The sequence below is a fragment of the Streptomyces sp. VNUA24 genome (assembly GCF_029167005.1).
GTDB lineage: Bacteria > Actinomycetota > Actinomycetes > Streptomycetales > Streptomycetaceae > Streptomyces > Streptomyces scabiei.
In genome coordinates this window covers 608655-628960 of the sequence record NZ_CP119143.1, presented here as the reverse complement: position 1 = coordinate 628960, position 20306 = coordinate 608655, and the positions used below count along the sequence as shown (strand labels likewise).

2 protein-coding genes are annotated in these 20306 nt (G+C 74.1%); one reads left to right on the top strand and one right to left on the bottom strand.

Annotated elements, in window-relative coordinates; genetic code table 11:
* Position 1: 1 nt before the first annotated feature.
* Complete coding sequence (locus tag PYR72_RS02495; RefSeq protein ID WP_275453632.1) at positions 2-19063, bottom strand: non-ribosomal peptide synthetase; 19062 nt, start codon at positions 19061-19063, stop codon at positions 2-4.
* Between the two features lie 197 nt (positions 19064-19260).
* Between PYR72_RS02495 and PYR72_RS02490 the strand changes: the two genes are divergently transcribed.
* Positions 19261-20301 (top strand): iron chelate uptake ABC transporter family permease subunit, encoded by a 1041-nt coding sequence (locus PYR72_RS02490; protein WP_275453631.1) that lies wholly within the window; start codon positions 19261-19263, stop codon positions 20299-20301.
* Positions 20302-20306: the final 5 nt, after the last annotated feature.

The window sequence follows — 20306 nt, the reverse complement described above, 5'->3', positions numbered from 1 at the left end:
CTCACTTCGCGTCGCTCGCGTCCGTGTTCCGCTCCGCCCGGGCGACGAGCCCCTCCAGGGCCCGGAACCAGGTCTCGGCGAGATCCCGGACCGTGTCGCGCGGCAGCAGTCCTTCCAGGTAGGACCAGTGCGCGGCCAGGACGGGCCCGTCCGCGCGGTCCTCGGTCACCACGTTGATCTCCAGGGCGTGGCCCTCCCGCGTCGAGCCCTCCGACCCGATGTCCGCCGCGTCCTCCTCCGGCGCGTACGACCAGTCCGTCTCCTCCGGGACGCCGAACCGGCCCAGGTAGTTGAACTCCACGCGCGGCGGCTCGTAGGCCGCCAGCACCTCACGGGTACGGGGGTTGAGGTGCCGCAGCAGCCCGTACCCGACGCCGTTCGCGGGCAGCGCCGCCAGGTGCGCGCGCACCCGCCGTACCGCCTCCTCGGCGGCCGGACCGCCGGCGAAGGCGTCGGCGGGGTCGGCCGGTCCCGCGTCGAGCCGGACCGGGTAGACGCTGGTGAACCAGCCGACCGTCCGGGAGAGATCGACCCCGTCGCCGCCCAGCTCCTCCTCACGGCCGTGGCCTTCGAGGTCGACGAGCAGGGAGGTGTCCGTCCCGCCGTTCCGCTTCCGCTGGTCGGCGAAGGCGAGGGCCAGACCGGCGAGCAGCACGTCGTTGACGCCGGCGCCGAACGCGGCGGGCACGGCCGACAGCAGCGGCCCGGTCCGCTCGGCGGGCAGTCGGAGCACCACCTCGCGCCGGGTGGCGGCGGTGTCGCGGTCCGCGTCCCGCTCGCGGGTGAGCGGCAGGGACTCCGCGCCGCCGTCCAGGATCGCCTCCCACAGGGGGAGTTCGGCCTCCCGTTCCGGCGACCGGGCCAGCTCGGTGAGCAGCCGGGACCAGCGCGCGAACGACGTCTCGACAGGGAGCAGGTCGACCGGCCGACCGGTGGACACGTCCCGCCAGGCCGCTTCGAGATCGGGCAGCAGCACCCGCCAGGACACACCGTCCACGACGAGGTGGTGGCCCATCAGCAGCAGCCGGCCCGGCGCGTCGCCCGCGTCGAACCACACCGCCCGGACCACGATCCCCGCGTCCGGGTCGAGCGACGCCCGTGCCGCAGCCGTGTGTTCGCGTACGGTCTCGCCCAGTGCCGCCGCGTCCAGCCCGGACACGTCGACCCGCTCGATCCAGCCCGCCGCGTCGACCGTACCGGTCGGCGGCACGTGCAGCGACCACTCCTCGGTGTCCTCGCGCGAGGGCCGGACCAGGGTGGCCCGCAGCAGGTCGTGCCGGTCGGCGAGAGCCTGGAGCACGGTCGTCAGACCCGGCAGGTCCAGCGCCGCCGGGGTGCGCACGAGGGCCGCCTGGTGGTAGGAGGCGAAGGGGCCGCCGAGTTCGCGCAGCCAGTGCATGACCGGGGTGAGTGGCACGCTGCCGGTGCCGTCGTCCGCCGGGCGCGGCACGGAGACGTCGGCCGCCTCGGCCACCGTGCCCAGCGCGGCGACCGTACGGTGGCGGAACACCAGCCGCGGGCTGATCCTGAGGCCCGCCGCACGGGCCCGGCCCACGAGCTGCATGGCGACGATACTGTCCCCGCCGAGTGCGAAGAAGTCGTCGTCCACACCGACCCGGGTCAGGCCCAGCACCTCCGCGAAGACCGTGCAGAGCAGTTCCTCCACGGGCGTGGCGGGCGCCCGTCCGGAGGACAGGGCGGAGAAGTCGGGCGCGGGCAGCGCGGACCGGTCCAGCTTGCCGTTGGCCAGCTGCGGGAACCGCTCCAGCGTGACCACGGCCGCCGGGACCATGTGGTCCGGGAGCCGCCCGCCGACATGGGCGCGCAGCCGTGCCGGGTCCGGCGCGGTGTCCGGGGCCGGGACGACGTAGGCCACCAGCAGCTTGCGCGGGCCGTCCTGATGGACCGTCACCAGGGCCTGCCCGGCCTCCGGGTGGGAGGTGAGCGCGGCCTCGATCTCGGCGGGCTCGATCCGGAACCCGCGGATCTTCACCTGGTCGTCGGCGCGGCCCAGGTAGTCGATCCGCCCGTCGGCGGTCCAGCGGGCCAGGTCCCCCGTGCGGTACAGCCGTGATCCGGCCGGACCGAACGGGTCGGCGACGAACCGCTCGGCCGTCAGGGCGGGACCGCCCAGGTAGCCGCGGGCGAGACCGCCGCCGGCGAGGTACAGCTCGCCCGGGACACCGGGCGGCAACGGCTGCAGGCGGTCGTCGAGGACGTACGCCCGGGTGCCGGCCACCGGCCGTCCCACGAGCGGCCGTTCACTGTCCCGGACGCGTCCCACGAGCGCGTCCACGGTCGACTCGGTCGGCCCGTACAGGTTGAACGCCTCGGTGCCGGGCAGCTCCGCCAGCCGCTTCCACAGGGCGACGGGGACGGCCTCGCCGCCCACGCCGACGACCGCGAGCGGGCAGTCCCCGTCCCGCAGCAGACCGCTGTCGGCCATTTGCGTGAAGAACGACGGGGTGACCTCCAGGAAGTCGAACCGGTGCCGCAGCACGGCCTCGGTGACCAGCTCGGGGTCGCGCCGGACCTCCTCCGACAGCACGTGTACGCAGTGCCCGTCCAGCAGCCACAGCTGGGGCTGCCAGGACGCGTCGAAGAAGAACGACCAGGCGTGCCCGACCCGCAGGTGCCGCCGCCCCGCCGCCTCGACCGCGGGCGCGTACAGCGTCTCGCGGTGGCTGTGGAACAGGTTGCCGAGCGTCTCGTGGGTGATCACCACACCCTTGGGGCGGCCGGTGGAGCCCGAGGTGTAGATGACGTACGCCGGGTGCCCCGGCGTCAGCGGGGCCGTGCGGTCGGCGTCGGTGAGGACGGCGGAGTCCTGCTGGGCGAGCCGTGCCCGCGTCGTCCGGTCGTCCAGCACCAGCGGTTCGGTGCCGGGCGGCAGGGTGGCGGCCAGGTCGCGGGTGGTCAGGGTCAGCACCGGCCGGGCGTCGGCCAGGACGTCGGCCGTGCGCTCCGCCGGGGCGTCCGGGTCCAGCGGCAGATAGCCCGCGCCCGCCTTGTGGACCGCGAGGACGGCCGTGAGGAAGTGCGCGGTGCGCGGCAGCGCGAGCGCCACGAACCGCTCCGGACCGGCCCCGGCCGCCACCAGCAGCCGGGCCAGCCGGTTGGCGTCCGCGTCGAGTTCGGCGAACGTCAGCTCGACCCCGTCGGACGCGGCGGCGGGCAGGTCACCGTGCCGGCGCACCCGCTCCTCGAACAGGGCGGGAACGGTGGCCGGCGCCCCGGCGGTGGGCCTGCTGTGCCAGCCGCCGACGAGACGGGCCCGCTCGTCCGCGCCGAGGATGTCGACGTCGGCGAGTGCCGTGTCCGGGTCGGCGGTCACGGCACGCAGGACCCGCCGCAGCCGGTCCGCGAACGACTGGGCGGTGGCGTGGTCGAACAGGTCGGCGCTGTACTCCAGGACGCCGTCCACGCCGCTGCCGTCGCCCCGTTCGACGAAGTCGAAGGACAGGTCGAACTTGGCGGTCGTCTGCGCCACGTCGTCCCGGCGGGTGATCAGCCCGGGCAGTCCGGTGTCGTCACCGCCCGACGCCAGGTACACGACCATCACCTGGAACAGCGGGTGACGGGCGAGCGACCGGGCCGGGTTGACGACCTCCACCAGCCGCTCGAAGGGCGCGTCCTGGTGGTCGAACGCGGCCAGGTCGGTCTCCCTGACCCGGCCGAGCAGCTGCCGGAACGTCGGGTTCCCCGAGGTGTCGGTGCGCAGCACCAGCGTGTTGAGGAAGAACCCGACCAGGTCGTCCAGCGCGGCGTCGGTGCGCCCGGAGATCGGGCTGCCGACCGGGATGTCGTGGCCCGCCCCGAGCCGGGACAGCAGGCCGGCCACGGCGGCCTGGAGCACCATGAACACACTGACCCCGTTGTCCCGGGCCAACGCGTGCAGGGCGGCTGCGAGTTCGGCGTCCAGCGACAGGTCGGCGGAGCCGCCGCGGTAGGTGGACTCCAGCGGTCGGGCCCGGTCCACCGGCAGCGCCAGCTCCTCGGGCAGCCCGGCCAGCGTCCGCTTCCAGTACGCGAGTTGCCGCGACGCGAGGCTGTCCTCGTCCTTCTCGTCCCCGAGGACGTCCCGCTGCCACAGCGTGTAGTCCGCGTACTGCACCGGCAGCGGCTCCCACTCGGGGGCGCGTCCGGACGTACGGGCGCCGTAGGCGAGCGCGAGGTCCCGGTGCAGCGGCCCCTCCGACCACTCGTCACCGGCGATGTGGTGCAGAAGCAGCAGAACGGTCCACTCCTCCTCCCCGGTACGGAACACCTGGACGCGCAGCGGGAGTTCACGCTCCAGCGCGAAGCCGTACGTGCCCGCCTCCGCCAGCAGTTCCGGCAGCAGCTCCTCCTCGGTGTCGACGACCTCGAACGGGACGCGGACCTCCTCGGGCGCCAGCACCAGCTGCCGGGCCCGGCCCTCGTCGTCGGGGAAGACCGTGCGCAGCGTCTCGTGCCGGACCACCACGTCGTGCACGGCGGCCCGCAGCGCCTCGACGTCCAACGCGCCCGTCAGCCGCCAGGCCGAGGGGATGTTGTACGTGGCACTGGGACCCTCCACCTGGTACAGCACCCACAGGCGCTGCTGGGCGGAGGACAGCGGCAGCAGCTCCGGGCGCGGCCGGACCGTCAGGGCCGGGCGGGCCGCGCCCGCCGTGTCGACGCCGCCCGCCAGGTGCCGGGCGAGACGGGCCGGTGTCGGGGCGTCGAAGACGGTGCGCAGCGACACCTCGGCGCCGAGCGCGGCCCGGACCCGTGCGGTCAGGCGCATCGCGAGCAGCGAGTGGCCGCCGAGCGCGAAGAAGTCGTCGTCGACGCCGACCTCTGGCACACCGAGGACGGCGGCGAACGCCTCGCACAGCAGGTCCTCGCGCGGGGTGCGCGGCCTGCGGCCGAACGCGGACGCGCCGGGGTCGGGCGCGGGCAGAGCCTTCTCGTCGAGCTTGCCCGCGACCGTGCGCGGCAGCGCCGGCACGGTGACGAAGGCGCTCGGCACCATGTGCGCGGGCAGCGCCCCGGCTGTGTGGCCGCGCAGCTCCGCCGGGTCCGGGACGCGCCGAGCGGCCGGCAGGACGTACGCGACGAGCCGGCGCACCCCGGGCGTGTCCTCGCGGACCACCACGGCTGCCGTCGCCACGTCGGGGTGGCGGGCGAGCAGTGCCTCGATCTCGCCGGGCTCGATACGGAAGCCGCGCAGCTTGACCTGGCCGTCGGCGCGGCCCAGGAACTCCAGCGAGCCGTCGCGGCGCCGCCGGACCAGGTCGCCCGTGCGGTACATCCGGGAGCCGGGCGCGCCGAACGGGTCGGCCGTGAACCGCTCGGCGGTCAGGCCCGGTCGGTCGAGGTAGCCCCGCGCCAGGCCCTCCCCGGCGAGGTACAGCTCACCGGTGATGCCCACGGGGACGGGCCGCAGCAGCTCGTCCAGGACATGGGCGCGGATGTTGTCCAGCGGCGCGGCCCGGCGTCCGCCGGCGTCGCTGTGCCAGCCGTAGGCGTCGACCGCGCTCTCGGTGGGCCCGTACAGGTCGTGGACCTGGACCCCGGGCAGGGCGCACAGCCGCTCCCACAGCGGGGCCGGGGTCGCCTCGCCGCCCACGGCGATCACACCGGGGAGCGGGGCGCCGGGCTCCAGGAAGCCGTGGTGGATCAGCTCGCGGAGGTAGGTCGGAGTGACGTCCAGGAAGTCGATGTCCTCCCGGCCGAGGTGGGCGAGCAGCGCGGCCGGGTCGGCCATCACGGCCTCCTCGACGACCTGCACCTCGTGTCCTGCGAGCAGCCAGAGCAGCGGCTCCCAGGAGCCGTCGAAGCTGAACGAGGCCGCATGCACGGCCCGCAGCCGGTCCCGGCCGAGGGACCGCTCGGCGGGCCGGATCAGGTCGTCCCGGTGGGCGGCGAAGAGGTTGCTCAGGCCGCGGTGGGTGCCGACGACACCCTTGGGGGTGCCGGTGGAACCCGAGGTGAAGATGACGTACGCGGTGCCGGAGGGCGCGGGGGGCGCGACGGCCGGTGCCTCCCCCTCGTCCGGGACCAGGTCGTCGATCAGGACGGCCGGGGACCCCTGCGGCAGCTTCGCCGCCAGCTCCGCCGTGCTGAGCACGCACAGCGGTGCCGCGTCACGGAGCATGAACTCCAGCCGTTCGGTGGGGTGTTCGGGGTCGAGCGGCAGATAGGCGGCACCGGACTTCAAAACGCCCAGGAGTGCCGGAACCATCAGGTGCCGGGGCAGGGCGAGGCCGACCACGCGCTCGGCGGCGGCGCCCCGACGGAGCAGCAGCCGGGCCACGGCGTCCACCCGCTCGCCCAGTTCCCGGAAGGTGAGCCGGGAAGCCCCCGTGGTGAGGGCGGGCGCGTCGGGCCGGGAGCGGACGACGTCGTCGAGGATCTCCGGGACGGACCGGGTCTCCAGGGGACGGGTGGTGTCGTTCCAGACGGCCGCCCTCTCCTCGTCGGTGCGGAGGTCGAAGGACCGCAGCGGACGGCCCGGCTCCGCGACGACCCGCTCCAGCAGTCCCAGCAGCCGCCCGGCGAGCGAGACGGCCGTCTCCTCGTCGGCGAGGTCGGTGGCGTACTCCAGCAGCAGGGCCAGGTCCCGGCCGGGGCCGTGGTCGACGAAGGTGAAGTCCAGGTCGAACTTGGCCATGCCGTTGTCCATGTCGAACCACTCGGTGGGCAGCCCGAACAGCTCCGGGTCGCCGTCGGGGCGGTGGTGGTAGCCGAGCATGACCTGGAAGAGCGGGTTGCGGTCGGCGGTCCGGACCGGGTTGACGGCCTCGACGACCCGGTCGAACGGCACGTCCTGATGCTCGAACGCCGCCAGCGCCGCCTCCCGCACCCGGCCGAGGAGCGCCTCGAAGGACGGGGCGCCGGACAGATCGGTGCGCAGCACCAGCGTGTTGACGAAGAAGCCGACCAGGTCGTCCACCGCGCTGTCGGTACGGCCCGCGATGGGCGCGCCGAGCGGGATGTCGTCCCCGGCCCCGAGGCGGTGCAGCAGCGCCGCCGTGGCGGCCTGGAACAGCATGAACATACTGACCTGGTGGGTGCCGGCGAGGTCGCGCAGCGCGTCCCCGATGGCGCCCGGGAGCGTGGCGCGGACCACGGCCCCGCGTCCGGTGGCGCGGGGCGCTCCCGGGCGGTCCAGCGGCAGCGGGATCTCCGCCGGGAGTCCGCTCAGGGCCCCTGTCCAGTACGCGAGTTGGTCGTCCTCCACCTCGGCGAGCAGACGCTCCTGCCACAGGGTGTAGTCGGCGTACTGCACCGGCAGCGGAGCCCACTCGGGCGCGGTGCCCGCGGCGCGGGCCGCGTACGCGCGGTGCAGATCGGCGAGGAACGGCCGGTCGGACCACTCGTCGGTGGTGATGTGGTGCAGCACGACGGCCACCACGTGGTCGTCCGCCGCCAGCCTCAACACTTCGGCGCGGACCGGAAGTTCGGAGCCCAGGTCGAACGGGCGGCGCTGGGCCTCCTCGATCCACTGCGCGATCCGGCTCTCGTCCGCCTCGGTCAGCCGGAACTCCGGCTCGGCCTCACCGGGCTCCGCGATCCACTGGTACGGCTCCCCGTCCGCCTCCACGAACCGTGTCCGCAGCGCCTCGTGACGATCCGTCACATCGCGCAGGGCGGTGCGCAGGGCGTCCAGGTCCAGGGTGCCCCGGAGCCGGAACACGAGCGGGAAGTTGTACGCGACCCCGTCCCCGGTGATCCGCTCCACGAGCCACAGCCGCCGCTGGGCGGCCGACAGGGGGATGCGGGCGGGCCGTGGGGCGGCAGGCTCCAGCACGGGCCGGGCCGGCTGCCCGGTGGCCGCCCGCAGGGCCAGCGTCTCCGGGGTGGGCGCCTCGAACAGGTCACGGATGGCCAGTTCGGCGCCCAGCTCGGTGCGGGCCCGGCTGATCAGCCGGGTGGCGAGCAGCGAATGACCGCCCAGATCGAAGAAGTTGTCCTCGGCGCCGGTGCGGGGCAGCCCCAGCACCTCGGCGAACAGGCGGCACAGCACCTCCTCGACCGGGGTGTGCGGGCCGCGACCGGCCGACAGGGCGACCGCCGGCTCGGCGTCCGGCAACGCGCGCACGTCCAGCTTGCCGTTGTCGTTCATCGGCAGTCCGGGCAGGACCACGAAGGCGGCGGGCACCATGTAGCCGGGCAGCCGCTGTCCGAGGTCGTCGCGCAGGCGCCGGATCAGCGCGGTGTGACCGCGGCCGGCGGCCGGGGTGTTGGCGTACGGGGCGTCCTCGGTCCGGTCGGCGCGCGGCCGGTACAGGCCCGCCGTACGGGGCGTGCCGCCGTTGGGCTCCCGGTCGTCGGGCACGAACACGGCCTCGTAGAAGCCGGGTTCGGCGGACCAGGTGGTGAGCAGCCGGTAGCCGTGCGCCTCGGCGGTCTCGCGCAGGTCCTCCGGCTCCACGCCCGTGGCGGCGACCGGCGTCGGCCGTCCGGAGTCCAGGGCGCGCAGTCCGGCGAGGTCGCCGGCGGTGCGGGCGTCCGGGACGGCCCGCACCCGGAGCGGTCCGGTGCCGTCGAGCCGGGCGAGGAGCGCGTCCCGTCCGGTCCAGGCGACCGCCGGCACACCGTCCAGCGAGAGCCCGGCGTCCCCCTCGTAGAGCACCACGTCGTACCGGTAGCGGGTCAGTTCGTTGTGGTGGCGGCCCGCCTTCGTGCGCAGGTCGACACCGACGCCGAGGGTGGTGAACCAGTCCGGGTCGACGAGGAGTTCCTTCTCCAGGGCGAGCCCCCGCTCCACGGCCCGGCGCAGACCGTCGGGCTCCGTGTGCGCGTCGGCGCGCGCGGCCTGGATGCCGGCCTGGAACACCCGGGCCTGCCGCAGGTCCCGGACGTCACCGAGGAACAGCGAACCGCCGGGCGCGAGCAGGTCCAGCGCGCCCCGGATCACCTGGTGGAGGTGGTCCAGGCTGGGGAAGTACTGGACGACGGAGTTGATGACGACCGTGTCGAAGTAGCCGGTGGGCAGCCCGTCCGTCACCTCGGCGGGCCGGCAGAGCAGTTCGACCTTCCCCGCCAGCACGGGGTCGCCCTTGACGCCCTCGGCGAGCTTGCGGATCACGGGTGCGGCGAAGTCGGTCGCCCAGTACGCCTCCGCGTCCGGCGCCAGCTTGGACAGCAGCAGGCCCGAGCCGACGCCGATCTCCAGGATGCGGCGGGGCCGCAGCTCACGGATGCGCTCCACGGTGGCCTCACGCCACTCCCGCATGTGCTCCACGGGGATGGGGTCGCCGTCGTAGGAGCTGTCCCAGCCCGCGAAGTCCTCGGTGAACAGGGCGGTGCCGATCTCGGTGTACTCGGCGGAGTAGATCTCCCGCCACTCACCGATCTGCTCCCGCTCGGCCGACTCCCGTGCCTCGGCGTCGGGTTCGGCCGGGACGACGTAGCCGACCAGCCGCTTGGTGCCGGGAGCGGAGGTGTCGTCGCGGGCGACGACGGCGGCCCGGGACACCTCGGGGTGCTGCCCGAGCGCGGTCTCGATCTCGCCCAGCTCCACCCGGTGGCCCCGGATCTTCACCTGGTCGTCGGTACGGCCCAGGAAGTCCAGGTTGCCGTCCGGGCGGCGGCGTACGAGGTCACCGGTGCGGTACATCCGCTCGCCCGGCCGCCCGTACGGGTCCGCCACGAACCGCTCGGCCGTCAGACCGGGCCGGTCGAGATACCCGCGCGCCAGACCGACACCCGCGATGTACAGCTCACCCGCCACCCCGTCCGGCACCGGCCGCAGCCAGGGGTCGAGGACACGGGCGCGGGTGGCCCGGATGGGCCTGCCGACGGTCGGGGTGGCACTGTCCTCCGTGCCGCCGCCGAGCGTGTTGATCGTGTACTCGGTCGGGCCGTACAGGTTGTAGCCGTACGTCCCCTCCGTGTCCCGCAGGGTGTTCCACACCGTCTCGGTGACGGCCTCGCCGCCGAGCAGCACCAGCGGCGGCCGGTGCCCCTCCAACAGGCCCTCCTCCAGCAGGAGATGGGCGTACGTCGGGGTCACGTTCACCACGTCGACGCGGTGCTCCTCGCAGTACGCCACCAGCGCGGTCGCGTCCCGTCGCAACTCCTCGTCGCAGACGTGCACTTCATGCCCCTCGACGAGCCACAGCAGCTCCTCCCAGGACATGTCGAACGCGAACGACACGGTGTGCGCGATCCGCAGCCGCCGTCCGCCCGCCGACGCGATCGCCGGGGCGAAGATCTCCTTCTGGTGGTTGAGCTGCATGTTCGTCAGACCGACGTACGGCGTGACGACACCCTTGGGACGACCGGTCGACCCGGAGGTGTAGATGACGTACGCCGGGTGGTCCAGGCTGAAAGACACCGACACCGGGCCGGCCGGGAAGGAGGCCAGCTCGTCCGCCACCGCCGGGTCGTCGAGCAGCACACGCGGCGTGTCGCCCGTCAGCGTCGCCGACACGCCCGCCGTGGAGAGCAGAAGCAGCGGGCGGGCGTCCGCCAGCATCAGCGACAACCGGTCGGCCGGATGGTCCAGCTCCAGCGGCAGATACGCCGACCCCGTGCGCAGCACCGCGAACAGCGCCACCACCATGTCGATCGAGCGCGGCAGACCGAGCGCGATCACCCGCTCGGGTCCGGCGCCCCGCGCGATCAGCAGCCGGGCCATACGGTCGCAGCGGGCGTCCAGTTCGGCATAGGTGAGGGTCTGCGCGCCGAAGACGAGGGCGGTCTCGTCCGGGGTCCGGGCGGCCTGCGCGGCGAGCATGTCCGCCACCGTCTCGTGCGGCACGGGCTGCCGCTGCTCGTCCTCCTCGCGGGCGAGCGCGGCGGCCTCGGCGGGCAGCAGGGGGTCCAGCGAGCCGACGGGGGCGTGCGGGTCGGCCACCAGTCGGGCGACCAGCAGCACGAACCGGTCCAGCAGGCTCCGCGCGTACGCGCCGTCCAGCAGGTCGGGCCGGTACGCGAGCGTCGCCCTGACCCGTTCACCGGGAGTGACGACTAGGTTGGCCGGGTAGTGCGTGGCGTCCACGTTGGCCACGGCCGTCGCGCCGTGCCGCTCGCGCAGCTCGGCCAGCCGCTCGTCGGTGTCGGCGTTGCGCAGCACGAACAGGGTGTCGAACAGCCGTCGGTGGCCCGACTCGGCCTGGAGCACACCCAGACCCAGGTGCTCGAACGGCATGACCTCAAGACGCTCGCCCTGGATCCGGCGCAGCAGGTCGACGACCGGCTCACGCGGGTCGAAGGCGATGCGCGCGGGCACGGTGTTCAGGAACATGCCGATGACGTTCTCGACGTCCGGCACCTCGCTGGGCCGCCCCGCGACCGTCGTACCGAACGCGACGTCGGTCCGCCCGGTCGCACCGGCCAGGACCAGACCCCAGGCCGCGTTCAGCACGGTGTTGAGGGTCAGCCCCTGGCTCCGCGCGAGGTCGCGCAGCCGCTCGGCGACCGGCGCGTCCAGCACGGCGTCCAACTGCTCCGGGATCACCGGCTCCTGGCCCCGCTCCGAGGCGGCCGGCACCAGCAGGGTGGGTTCCTCGAAGCCGGACAGGGCCGCGCGCCAGGCACGGGTGGCCTCGGTGTCGTCCTGCCGCTCCAGCCAGGTCAGATAGTCGCGGTACGAACCGGGGCGGGCGAGACCCGCCGGGTCGCCGCCGCGCTCGTACAGCGCGAACAGCTGGTCCAGGAACAGCCAGGCGGACCAGCCGTCCCACAGGATCAGATGGCGGCCGACGATCAGCCGGTCGCCGCGCTCCTCACCGAGCCGGACGAGCAGCATACGGAAGAGGAGGGGCCGGGTGAGGTCGAAGCGCCGGGCACGCGAGTCGTCCAGCAACTCCCGCATCCGGGCGTCCTGTTCGGCCGTCGGAAGCCCGGCCAGGTCCACCTCGGTCAGCGGGATCGCGGCGTCCCGCACGATGAACTGCGCCGGCCGCCGCAGCCCCTCACTGGTGAACCCGGCCCGCAGGGACGGGTTGCGGTCCAGCAGGGTGCGCACGGCCGCCGTCAGCCGCCCGGCGTCGACACGTTCGGCGAAGTCGAAGGACTCGTGGACCGTGTAGACGTCCAGGGCACCGGCGTCGAAGTTCGAGTGGAAGAACAGGCCCTCCTGGAGCGGGGCGAGGGGCCACACGTCCTCGATCCGGCCCGGGGCGAGCCGCTCGACGTGCTCCCGTTCCTCCTCGGTCAGAGTGAACGTGGACGCGGCGAGGGGGTCGCCGGCGTCCCTCTCGTCGAGGGTGGCCGTCGCCGCGAGCGCCGCCGGGGTGCGGTGCTCGAACACCTCGCGCGGGCCGATGGCCAGACCCGCCCGGCGGGCCCGGCTGGAGACGGCGATCGAGCTGATGCTGTCCCCGCCGAGCAGGAAGAAGTCGTCGTCGACGCCGACCTCGTCGAGCTTCAGCACGGCCGCGAAGATCTCGACGAGCAGCTGCTCCCGGGGGGTGCCCGGCGCCCGGGTGACGGTGCCGCGGACGGCTTGCGGGGCGGGCAGCGCGGCCCGGTCCAGCTTGCCGCTGGGCGTGAGCGGCAGGGCGTCGAGGACCACCCAGGCGCTCGGCACCATGGGGGCGGGGAGCGAGCCGGTGACGCTCTCGCGGAGATCACCGGCCTCGGCGGCGGCGCCCGGGGCGGGTACGACGTAGGCGACGAGCGCGTCGTCCCGTACCGTCACCGCGGCCTGCGCGACCTCCGGCAGCCGGACGAGCGCCGCCTCTACCTCGCCGAGTTCGATCCGGTTGCCGCGCAGCTTCACCTGCCGGTCCGTGCGGCCCAGGTACTCGATCACCCCGTCCGCCCGCCGTCTGACCAGGTCACCGGTGCGGTACATCCGGCTGCCCGGCCGCCCGTACGGGTCGGCGGTGAACCGCTCGGCCGTGAGCGCCGGGCGCGCGTGGTAGCCACGGGCGAGCTGGACACCGGTCAGGTACAGCTCACCGGGGACACCGTCGGGGACGGGCCGCAGACAGGCGTCCAGGACCCGCAGCCCGGTGTTCCACACGGGACGCCCGATCGGCACCGCGGTGCCCCGGTCCTCCTCGGGGACGTACGGGTGGTACGTGACGTCGACGGCCGCCTCGGTCGGGCCGTACAGGTTGTGCAGCGCTACGCCCGTCAGCGCGTGCCAGCGGTTCGCGGCGGCGACGGGAAGCGCCTCGCCGCTGCTGAGCACTCGGCGCAGCGACGCCGACCAGGCGGGGTCGCCGGTGACCTCGTCGTGGGCGAGGAACGCCTCCAGCATCGACGGCACGAAGTGCAGGGTCGTGACGGCCTGTTCGCGGACGAGACCGGCCAGGTAGGCGGGGTCGCGATGGCCGTCCGGGCGGGCGAGAACCACGCTCGCGCCTTCCAGGAGCGGCCAGAAGAACTCCCACACGGAGACGTCGAAGCTGGACGGCGTCTTCTGCAGCACCCGGTCGTCGGAGCCGAGCCCGTACTCGGCCTGCATCCAGGCCAGCCGGTTCACGATGGCGCGGTGGCTGACGACCACGCCCTTGGGCAGACCGGTCGAGCCGGAGGTGTAGATGAGGTAGGCGGGGTCGTCGGGGCGCGCGGGACGCACGGGGTCCGGGGATCGCCCGGCGGACGGCTCGCCGTCGAGGCCGTCCAGGTCGTCCAGGTCATCCAGGTCGTCGAGTTGGTCGAGTTGGTCGGGGGTGTCGAGGCCGTCGGGGATGTCGAGCAGCAGTACCGAAGGCAGGGCCTGCCCGGGCAGACGACCGGCCGTGGCCGACAGGGTCACCACGGTGGTGGCGCCCGAGTCGGTGAGCATGTGGGTGACCCGGTCCGCCGGATAGTCCAGATCCACCGGCAGATAGGCGGCCCCCGACTTCAGGACACCCAGCAGCGCCACCATCAGCTCCGCCGAACGCGGCACGGCGACCGCCACGAAGGTGCCCGGCCCGGCACCCCGGCGGCGCAGCCGTGCCGCCAACTCCAGCGCGCGTCTGTCCAGTTCGGCGTAGCTCAGCCGCTCGCCGTCGAACACGACGGCGGTCGCGTCGGGCGTTCGGGCGACCTGCGCCGCGAACCCCTCCGCCAGGGTGGTCCCCGGCAGGGCCCGTTCCTCGCCGGCGGGATGGGCTTGCAGGGCCTCGTCGGGGGAGAGCAGGTCGACGGAGGCGGCCGCACGGTCCGGTGACTCGGCGACGGCCTCCAGGACCCGGGCCAGCCGGTCGCCCAGCATGCGCGCGGTGTCACCGTCGAGGCGTTCCGCGTGGTGCTTGAGCCGCAGGTCGAGCCGCCGGCCGGGCTTCACGACGAGGGCGAGGGGGTAGTGCACGGCGTCGTGGAAGGCGTCACCGGTGATGTGCACGGTGCCCGAGGCGTCCCGCAGGCCGTTCTCGGCCGGGTAGTTCTCGAACACCACGAGGGTGTCGAAGAGTTCGCCGGAGCCCGCGTGCCCGGAGAGCCGCTGGATCTCGGCGAGACCGAGGTGCTGGTGGTCCAGCAGCCGGGCCTGCTCCTCCTGGAGCCGGACCAGCAGCGTGCCCAGGGACTCCCGGGGGGTCCAACGGAACCGTGTCGGCAGGGTGTTGATGAACAGGCCCACCATGGAGGCGATGCCCTCGACCTCGCCGTCGCGCCCGGAGACCGTGGTGCCGAACACGAGGTCGTCCCGGCCGGTCAGCCTGCCGAGCAGCAGCCCCCAGGCGCCCTGGACGATCGTGCCGAGGGTGATCCCGTACTCGCGGGCCCGCTCGGCGAGTCGCGCGGTGGTGCGCTCGGACAGCTCCACCCGGACGTGTTCCGGACGCACGGGCGCCGTGTCGGCCGGGTCACCGACCAGACGGGTCGGCTCGTCCAGCCCGGCGAGCGCGTCGGCCCAGGCGGTACGGGCCGCGTCGCAGTCCTGCTCGGCCAGGCGGCGCAGGAAGCCGCGGTAGGGGGCGACGGAGGGGAGCGGGGGCGCGTCGGTGCCGTAGAACGCCATCAGTTCGCGGTGCAGCACCGGCAGGGACCAGCCGTCCGCCACGATGTGATGGAACGTCAGCACGAGGCGGCTGCGCTCCTCGCCGAGACGGACCAGGGCGCAGCGCAGCAGGGGCGGCGCGGCCAGGTCGAAGCCCCGGGCGCGCTCGTCGGCGGCCACCGCGTCGCCGAGCGACTCCCGGACCCCGCCGTCCTGCGAGGACAGGTCGACCTCCCGCCACGGCAGTTCGGCGTCCCGCGTGATGATCTGCACCGGGGTGCCGTCCGGGCGCTGACGGAACGCGGCCCGCAGCGGGGCGTGCCGGTCCAGGAGCCGCTGCGCGGCACGGCGCAGGAAAGAGGCGTCGACGGGGCCGGCGAGGTCCAGCACCTGCTGGACGACATACGTGTCCCCGTCGCCCCCGGTGAGGGCGTGGAAGAAGAAGCCCTGCTGGAGCGGGGTGAGCGGCAGCAGTTCCTCGACCGGCAGCGGGTGCGCGCCCTGGAGCTCGGCGAGTTCGGCCTCGTCGGCCTCCACCAGCGGCTCGTCGGCGGTGCGCGCGGCGACCCGCTCCACGGCGGCCTGCGCCAGCGCCTCGACCGTACGGTGCCGGAACACCTCACGGGTGGTCAGTCCGAGGCCCGACTCCCGGGCGCGGACGAGGAGGTGGATGGCGCTGATGCTGTCGCCGCCGAGCGCGAGGAAGTCGTCCTCGGCCGTCACGGAGTCCAGCCCCAGCACCTCGGCGTACAGCGAGCAGAGCAGCTTCTCGCGGGGGGTGCGCGGGGCCCGGCCGGAGCTCATGCCCGCGTAGTCCGGGGCGGGCAGGGCGCGTGCGTCGATCTTGCCGCTGGGGGTGACCGGCAGGGCGTGCAGCGGGACGAAGGCGGAGGGGACCATGTAGTCGGGCAGCCACTCGGCCGCGTGTCCGCGCAGGGTCCGCATCAGCGCGGTCACGTCCCGGAAGGGCGCCGGCCGGTTCGCGTGCGCAGAGGTGCCGGCCGTCCGGTACAGGGGCCCGAAGGGCCCGTCGAGGACGAACACGGCGTCGAGCGCCCCGTCGTCGGCGTTCCCGTTCCAGGTGAGTGCCGCCCGGTAGCCGTGCTCGGCCGCCAGGGCGTACAGATCCTCGGGGTCGGCGCCGGACGCCGCCTCCCGGCTGGAGCCCTCCAGTCGCCGCAGGTCCGCCAGGTCGTCCGCGAGGCGTGCGTTGGGCACACCGGTGACGCGGAGCCCGTCCGGCCGACCGGTCAGCAGCCCGGCCAGTCCGGCGAGCCCGCCGGCAGCCGCCCAGTCCAGCTCCGGCAGGTCCCGGGCGGCCGTCGCGGCCCCCGGCCGCAGGACGACGTCGTACCGGTAGCGGCTCAGCTCGTTGTGGTGCGCGGCCCGCTTGACGCGGATGTCCGCGTCGAAGCCGTCGAGCGCGGCGAAGAAGTCCGGGTCGAGGAGGAGTTCGCCCTCCCAGCGCACCGACTGCTCGACGGCCGTCCGCAGCGCGCTCTTGTCCGCCTCGTCGCCACCGGTCGCCCGACGGGTCTCCACGGCGGCGCGCAGCGTGCGCAGCAGCCGCAGATTGCGGACGTCGCCGACGAAGATCCGGCCGCCGGGGGCCAGCAGCCGTGACACCTGGCGCAGGACGTCGGCGAGGTACTCCCCGCTGGGGAAGTACTGGGCGACGGAGTTGATGACGACCGTGTCGAAGTACCCCTCGGGCAGGCCCTCGGCGTCATGGGCGGGCCGGGTCCGCAGTTCGACCTTCGCGGCCAGCTCCGGATCGGTGTCGACCTGGGCGCGCAGCGCCGCGACGGCCGCCGCCGAGAGGTCGGTGCCCCAGTACGCCTCGGACCCGGGCGCGATCCGGGACAGGATCAGCCCGCTGCCGACCCCGATCTCCAGCACCTTCTGTCCGGTGCCGAGTTCGCGGATGCGCTCGACGGTCGCGACCCGCCACTCGCGCATCTCCTCGACGGGGATCGGTGTGCCGTCGTACATGCTGTTCCAGCCCGCGAAGTTCTCACGGAGACCGGAGCCGTCGACCGTGCCCGCCCTGCCGGAGTCGCCGGAGCCGTCGGTGTCCCGGCCGCCCGAGTCCTCGGCACCGGCCGCCCCGTAGAGGAGGTCGTGCAGCTCCTTCCACTCCTCGACGCGTGCGTCCGGGTCCGCGTCGCGCCCCGCGTCGAGGGCGGGGACGACATAGGCGGCGAGGCGGCGGTCGCCGGGGCGGTCCTCGCGGACGACCACGGTGACCTGGTCGACGGCCGGGTGGCCGCGCAGCACCGACTCGATCTCGCCCGGCTCGATCCGGAACCCGCGGATCTTGACCTGGGCGTCGGCGCGCCCGAGGAACTCCAGCCGCCCGTCGGCCCGCCAACGCACCAGGTCACCGGTGCGGTAGAGACGCTCGCCGGGCTCCCCGAACGGGTCCGCGACGAACCGCTCGGCGGTCAGGTCCGGCCGCCCGAGATAGCCCCGGGCCAGACCCGCGCCGCCGAGATACAGCTCACCCGTGACCCCGGCGGGGACCGGCCGCAGATATGCGTCCAGGACGTATGCGCGGGTGCCCGGGTCGGGCACACCGATGGGGACGATCGCACCGGCCGGGATGTCCGGATCGCACAGTCCCAGCGTGGAGTTGGTGGTGGCCTCGGTCGGGCCGTACGCGTTGAACATCATCCGCCCGCGCGCGTACCGCCCCACCAGCTCGGGGGAGACCCGCTCGGTGCCCGCCAACAGCGTCGCGTTCGGCGGCAGTCGCACGTCCTCGGGCATGGCGGCGAGCAGTGCGGGCGGCAGGATCATGAAGGTGACGCCGTGCGCGTTCGCGTAGTCGGCGAGCGGCGCTCCGGGCACCCGCAGCTCCGCGGGTACGACGACGAGCCGGCCGCCGGAGAGCAGTCCGAGGCACAGGTCCCAGAAGGCGACGTCGAAGCTCGGGGAGGCGAACTGCAGCACCCGGCTGTGCGGGCCGATGCCGAACCGCTCGCTCTGCGTGGCCACCAGCTTCGCCACACCGCCGTGCGAGAGGGCGACGCCCTTGGGGCGGCCGGTCGAGCCCGAGGTGTAGATCACGTAGGCGGCGTTGAGGACGGTGAGCGGCCCTCCGCGGTCCGCCTCCCCGGGGTCGTGGTCGGGCCGCCCGGCCAACTCGGCCGCCGTGGCAGGTGTGTCCAGTTCCAGGACGGTCATGCCGTCGTCCGCGCCGGGGAGTTCCCGGGCGGTCCGCGCGGTCGTCACCATGCAGACGGGCCGCGCGTCGCCCAGCATGTACGCGATGCGGTCCGCCGGGTAGTCGTGGTCGATCGGTAGATAGGCGGCGCCCGACTTCAGGACGGCCACCTCCGCCACGAACAGCTCGACCGAGCGCGGCAGGGCCAGGGCGACGATCCGCTCGGGGCCGGCGCCGCGTGCGAGCAGCGCGTGCGCCAGGCGGTTGGCGCGTGAGTCCAGCTCCGCGTAGGTGAGTTTCTGGTCCTCGAAGACCAGCGCCACGGCGTCCGGACGCTGCCGGACCTGCTCGGCGAACATCGCCGGCCAGGTGTCCGCCGGCACCGTGTGCGCGGTGTCGTTCCAGTCGACGACGACCCGGCGGAACTCCTCGGGGCTCATCAGCTCCAGGCGGGCGACGGGGGTGTCGGGCCGGGCGAGCGCGTCGGCGAGGAGCGTGCGGTAGTGGCCGAGGAGCCGGTCGATCGTCGTGGCGTCGAAGACGCCGGGGTGGTACGAGGCCCGGGCCGAGTCCTCGCCGACCTCCAGCAGGACGTCCACCGGGGCGGGCAGGTCACCGGCGGGCCGCGCGGCCGTGGCGAGAGCCGTGTTGAAGAACAGGCCGCCGCCGCGCGTCGGCCGGGGGCGCAGCTCCTCGACCAGGAGGCCGACCGGCACCCGGTGGGTCTGCGCCTCCTCGTGCGCCTGCGTCACGCGCCGTACCAGTTCGGCGAACGAGGGTTCGTGCTCGACGGACACCCGCAGCGGGAGCCCGTCATGGCCGACCGTCAGGTCCGTCGCCCCGGTGTAGCGGTGCAGCAGGGCGACGAAGGCGGCCAGGTGTACGGCGTCGGGGGCGTCCGGTACGTCCGCCCGTGTGCGGGTGTCGCGTTGCTGCAGGGGCTGTGGCGGGTGAGGCCGGTCGGCGGGCAGTGAGATCTCGAGCGGCAGCGATGTCAGCAGCCGCCGCCAGTAGGCCAGGACTTCCTCGGTACCGCACACAGCAGTGAGCCTTCCCACCAGGTCGGGGTCCGGTTCTGAGCCGGGTCGCCGACATACTAAGGTAAGGGTTACCTAATTCACAGGGTCTCCTGGTGAGGGTTGCCCCCGAGGGCGGGACGGCAATCCACGGAGGACCTGTAGTTCGACCCGCACTCGCCCTACAGTTAAGGCAAGCCTCATCAAAGAAAGTTGACGACGTGGGGACCTCTTCGGTCCGGGCGGCGAAAGGCCCCCGCGCGGTACTGCTGCTGACGCTCTCGGGCGCTGCCCTGCTCACCCTGTGCGCCCTGTCCATGGCGTTCGGCGCGCTCGGCGTCCCTCTCGACCAGGTGTGGCACACCCTGCTCGGCGACGCCCCCGACGCCCGAGTCGACACCGTCATCTGGTCCGTACGCCTGCCCCGCACCGCCCTCGGGCTCGCCACCGGCGCCGCCCTCGGTCTCTCGGGCGCCCTGATGCAGGCGCTGACCCGCAATCCGCTCGCCGACCCCGGCATTCTCGGCGTCAGCGCGGGCGCCGCGTTCGCGGTGGTCCTCTCCGTCGGCGTCCTCGGCATCTCGTCGCTCTACGGCTACATCTGGTTCGCCTTCGGCGGCGCGTTCGCCGCCAGCGTCCTGGTGTACCTCCTGGGCGGTCTGGGCCGCTCCGGGTCCACCCCGGTGAAGCTCGCGCTGGCCGGGGTCGCCGTGACCTCCCTGCTGTTCTCGCTGACCAGCGCCATCGCGCTCACCGACCCCGACGCCCTGAACCGGTACCGGTTCTGGAGCGCCGGCTCGCTCGCCGACCAGGACGAGGGCGTCCTGCTGCGCGTCCTGCCGTTCCTGGCCGTCGGCGCGCTCCTCGCCCTCGCCTGCGCCCCGGCCCTCAACAGCCTCGCCCTCGGCGACGACGTGGCGAAGTCGCTCGGCCTCAAGCTCGGCCTGGTCCGCGTCCAGGGCGTCGTCGCCGTCACCCTCCTCACCGGCGGAGCGGTCGCCGTCATCGGCCCCGTCGTCTTCGTCGGCCTCGTCGTCCCGCACATCGCCCGCGTCCTCGCCCAACTGGCCGGTATCGGCCCGGACCACCGCTGGCTGCTGCCCCTGTCGGCGGTCCTCGCCCCCTGTCTCCTCCTGGCCGCCGACATCGCCGGCCGCCTGATCGCCCGCCCGACCGAGATCCAGGCGGGCATCCTCGTCGCCTTCCTCGGCGGCCCCTTCTTCATCGCCCTGGTACGCCGCCGACGCCTCGCGGAGCTGTGACATGA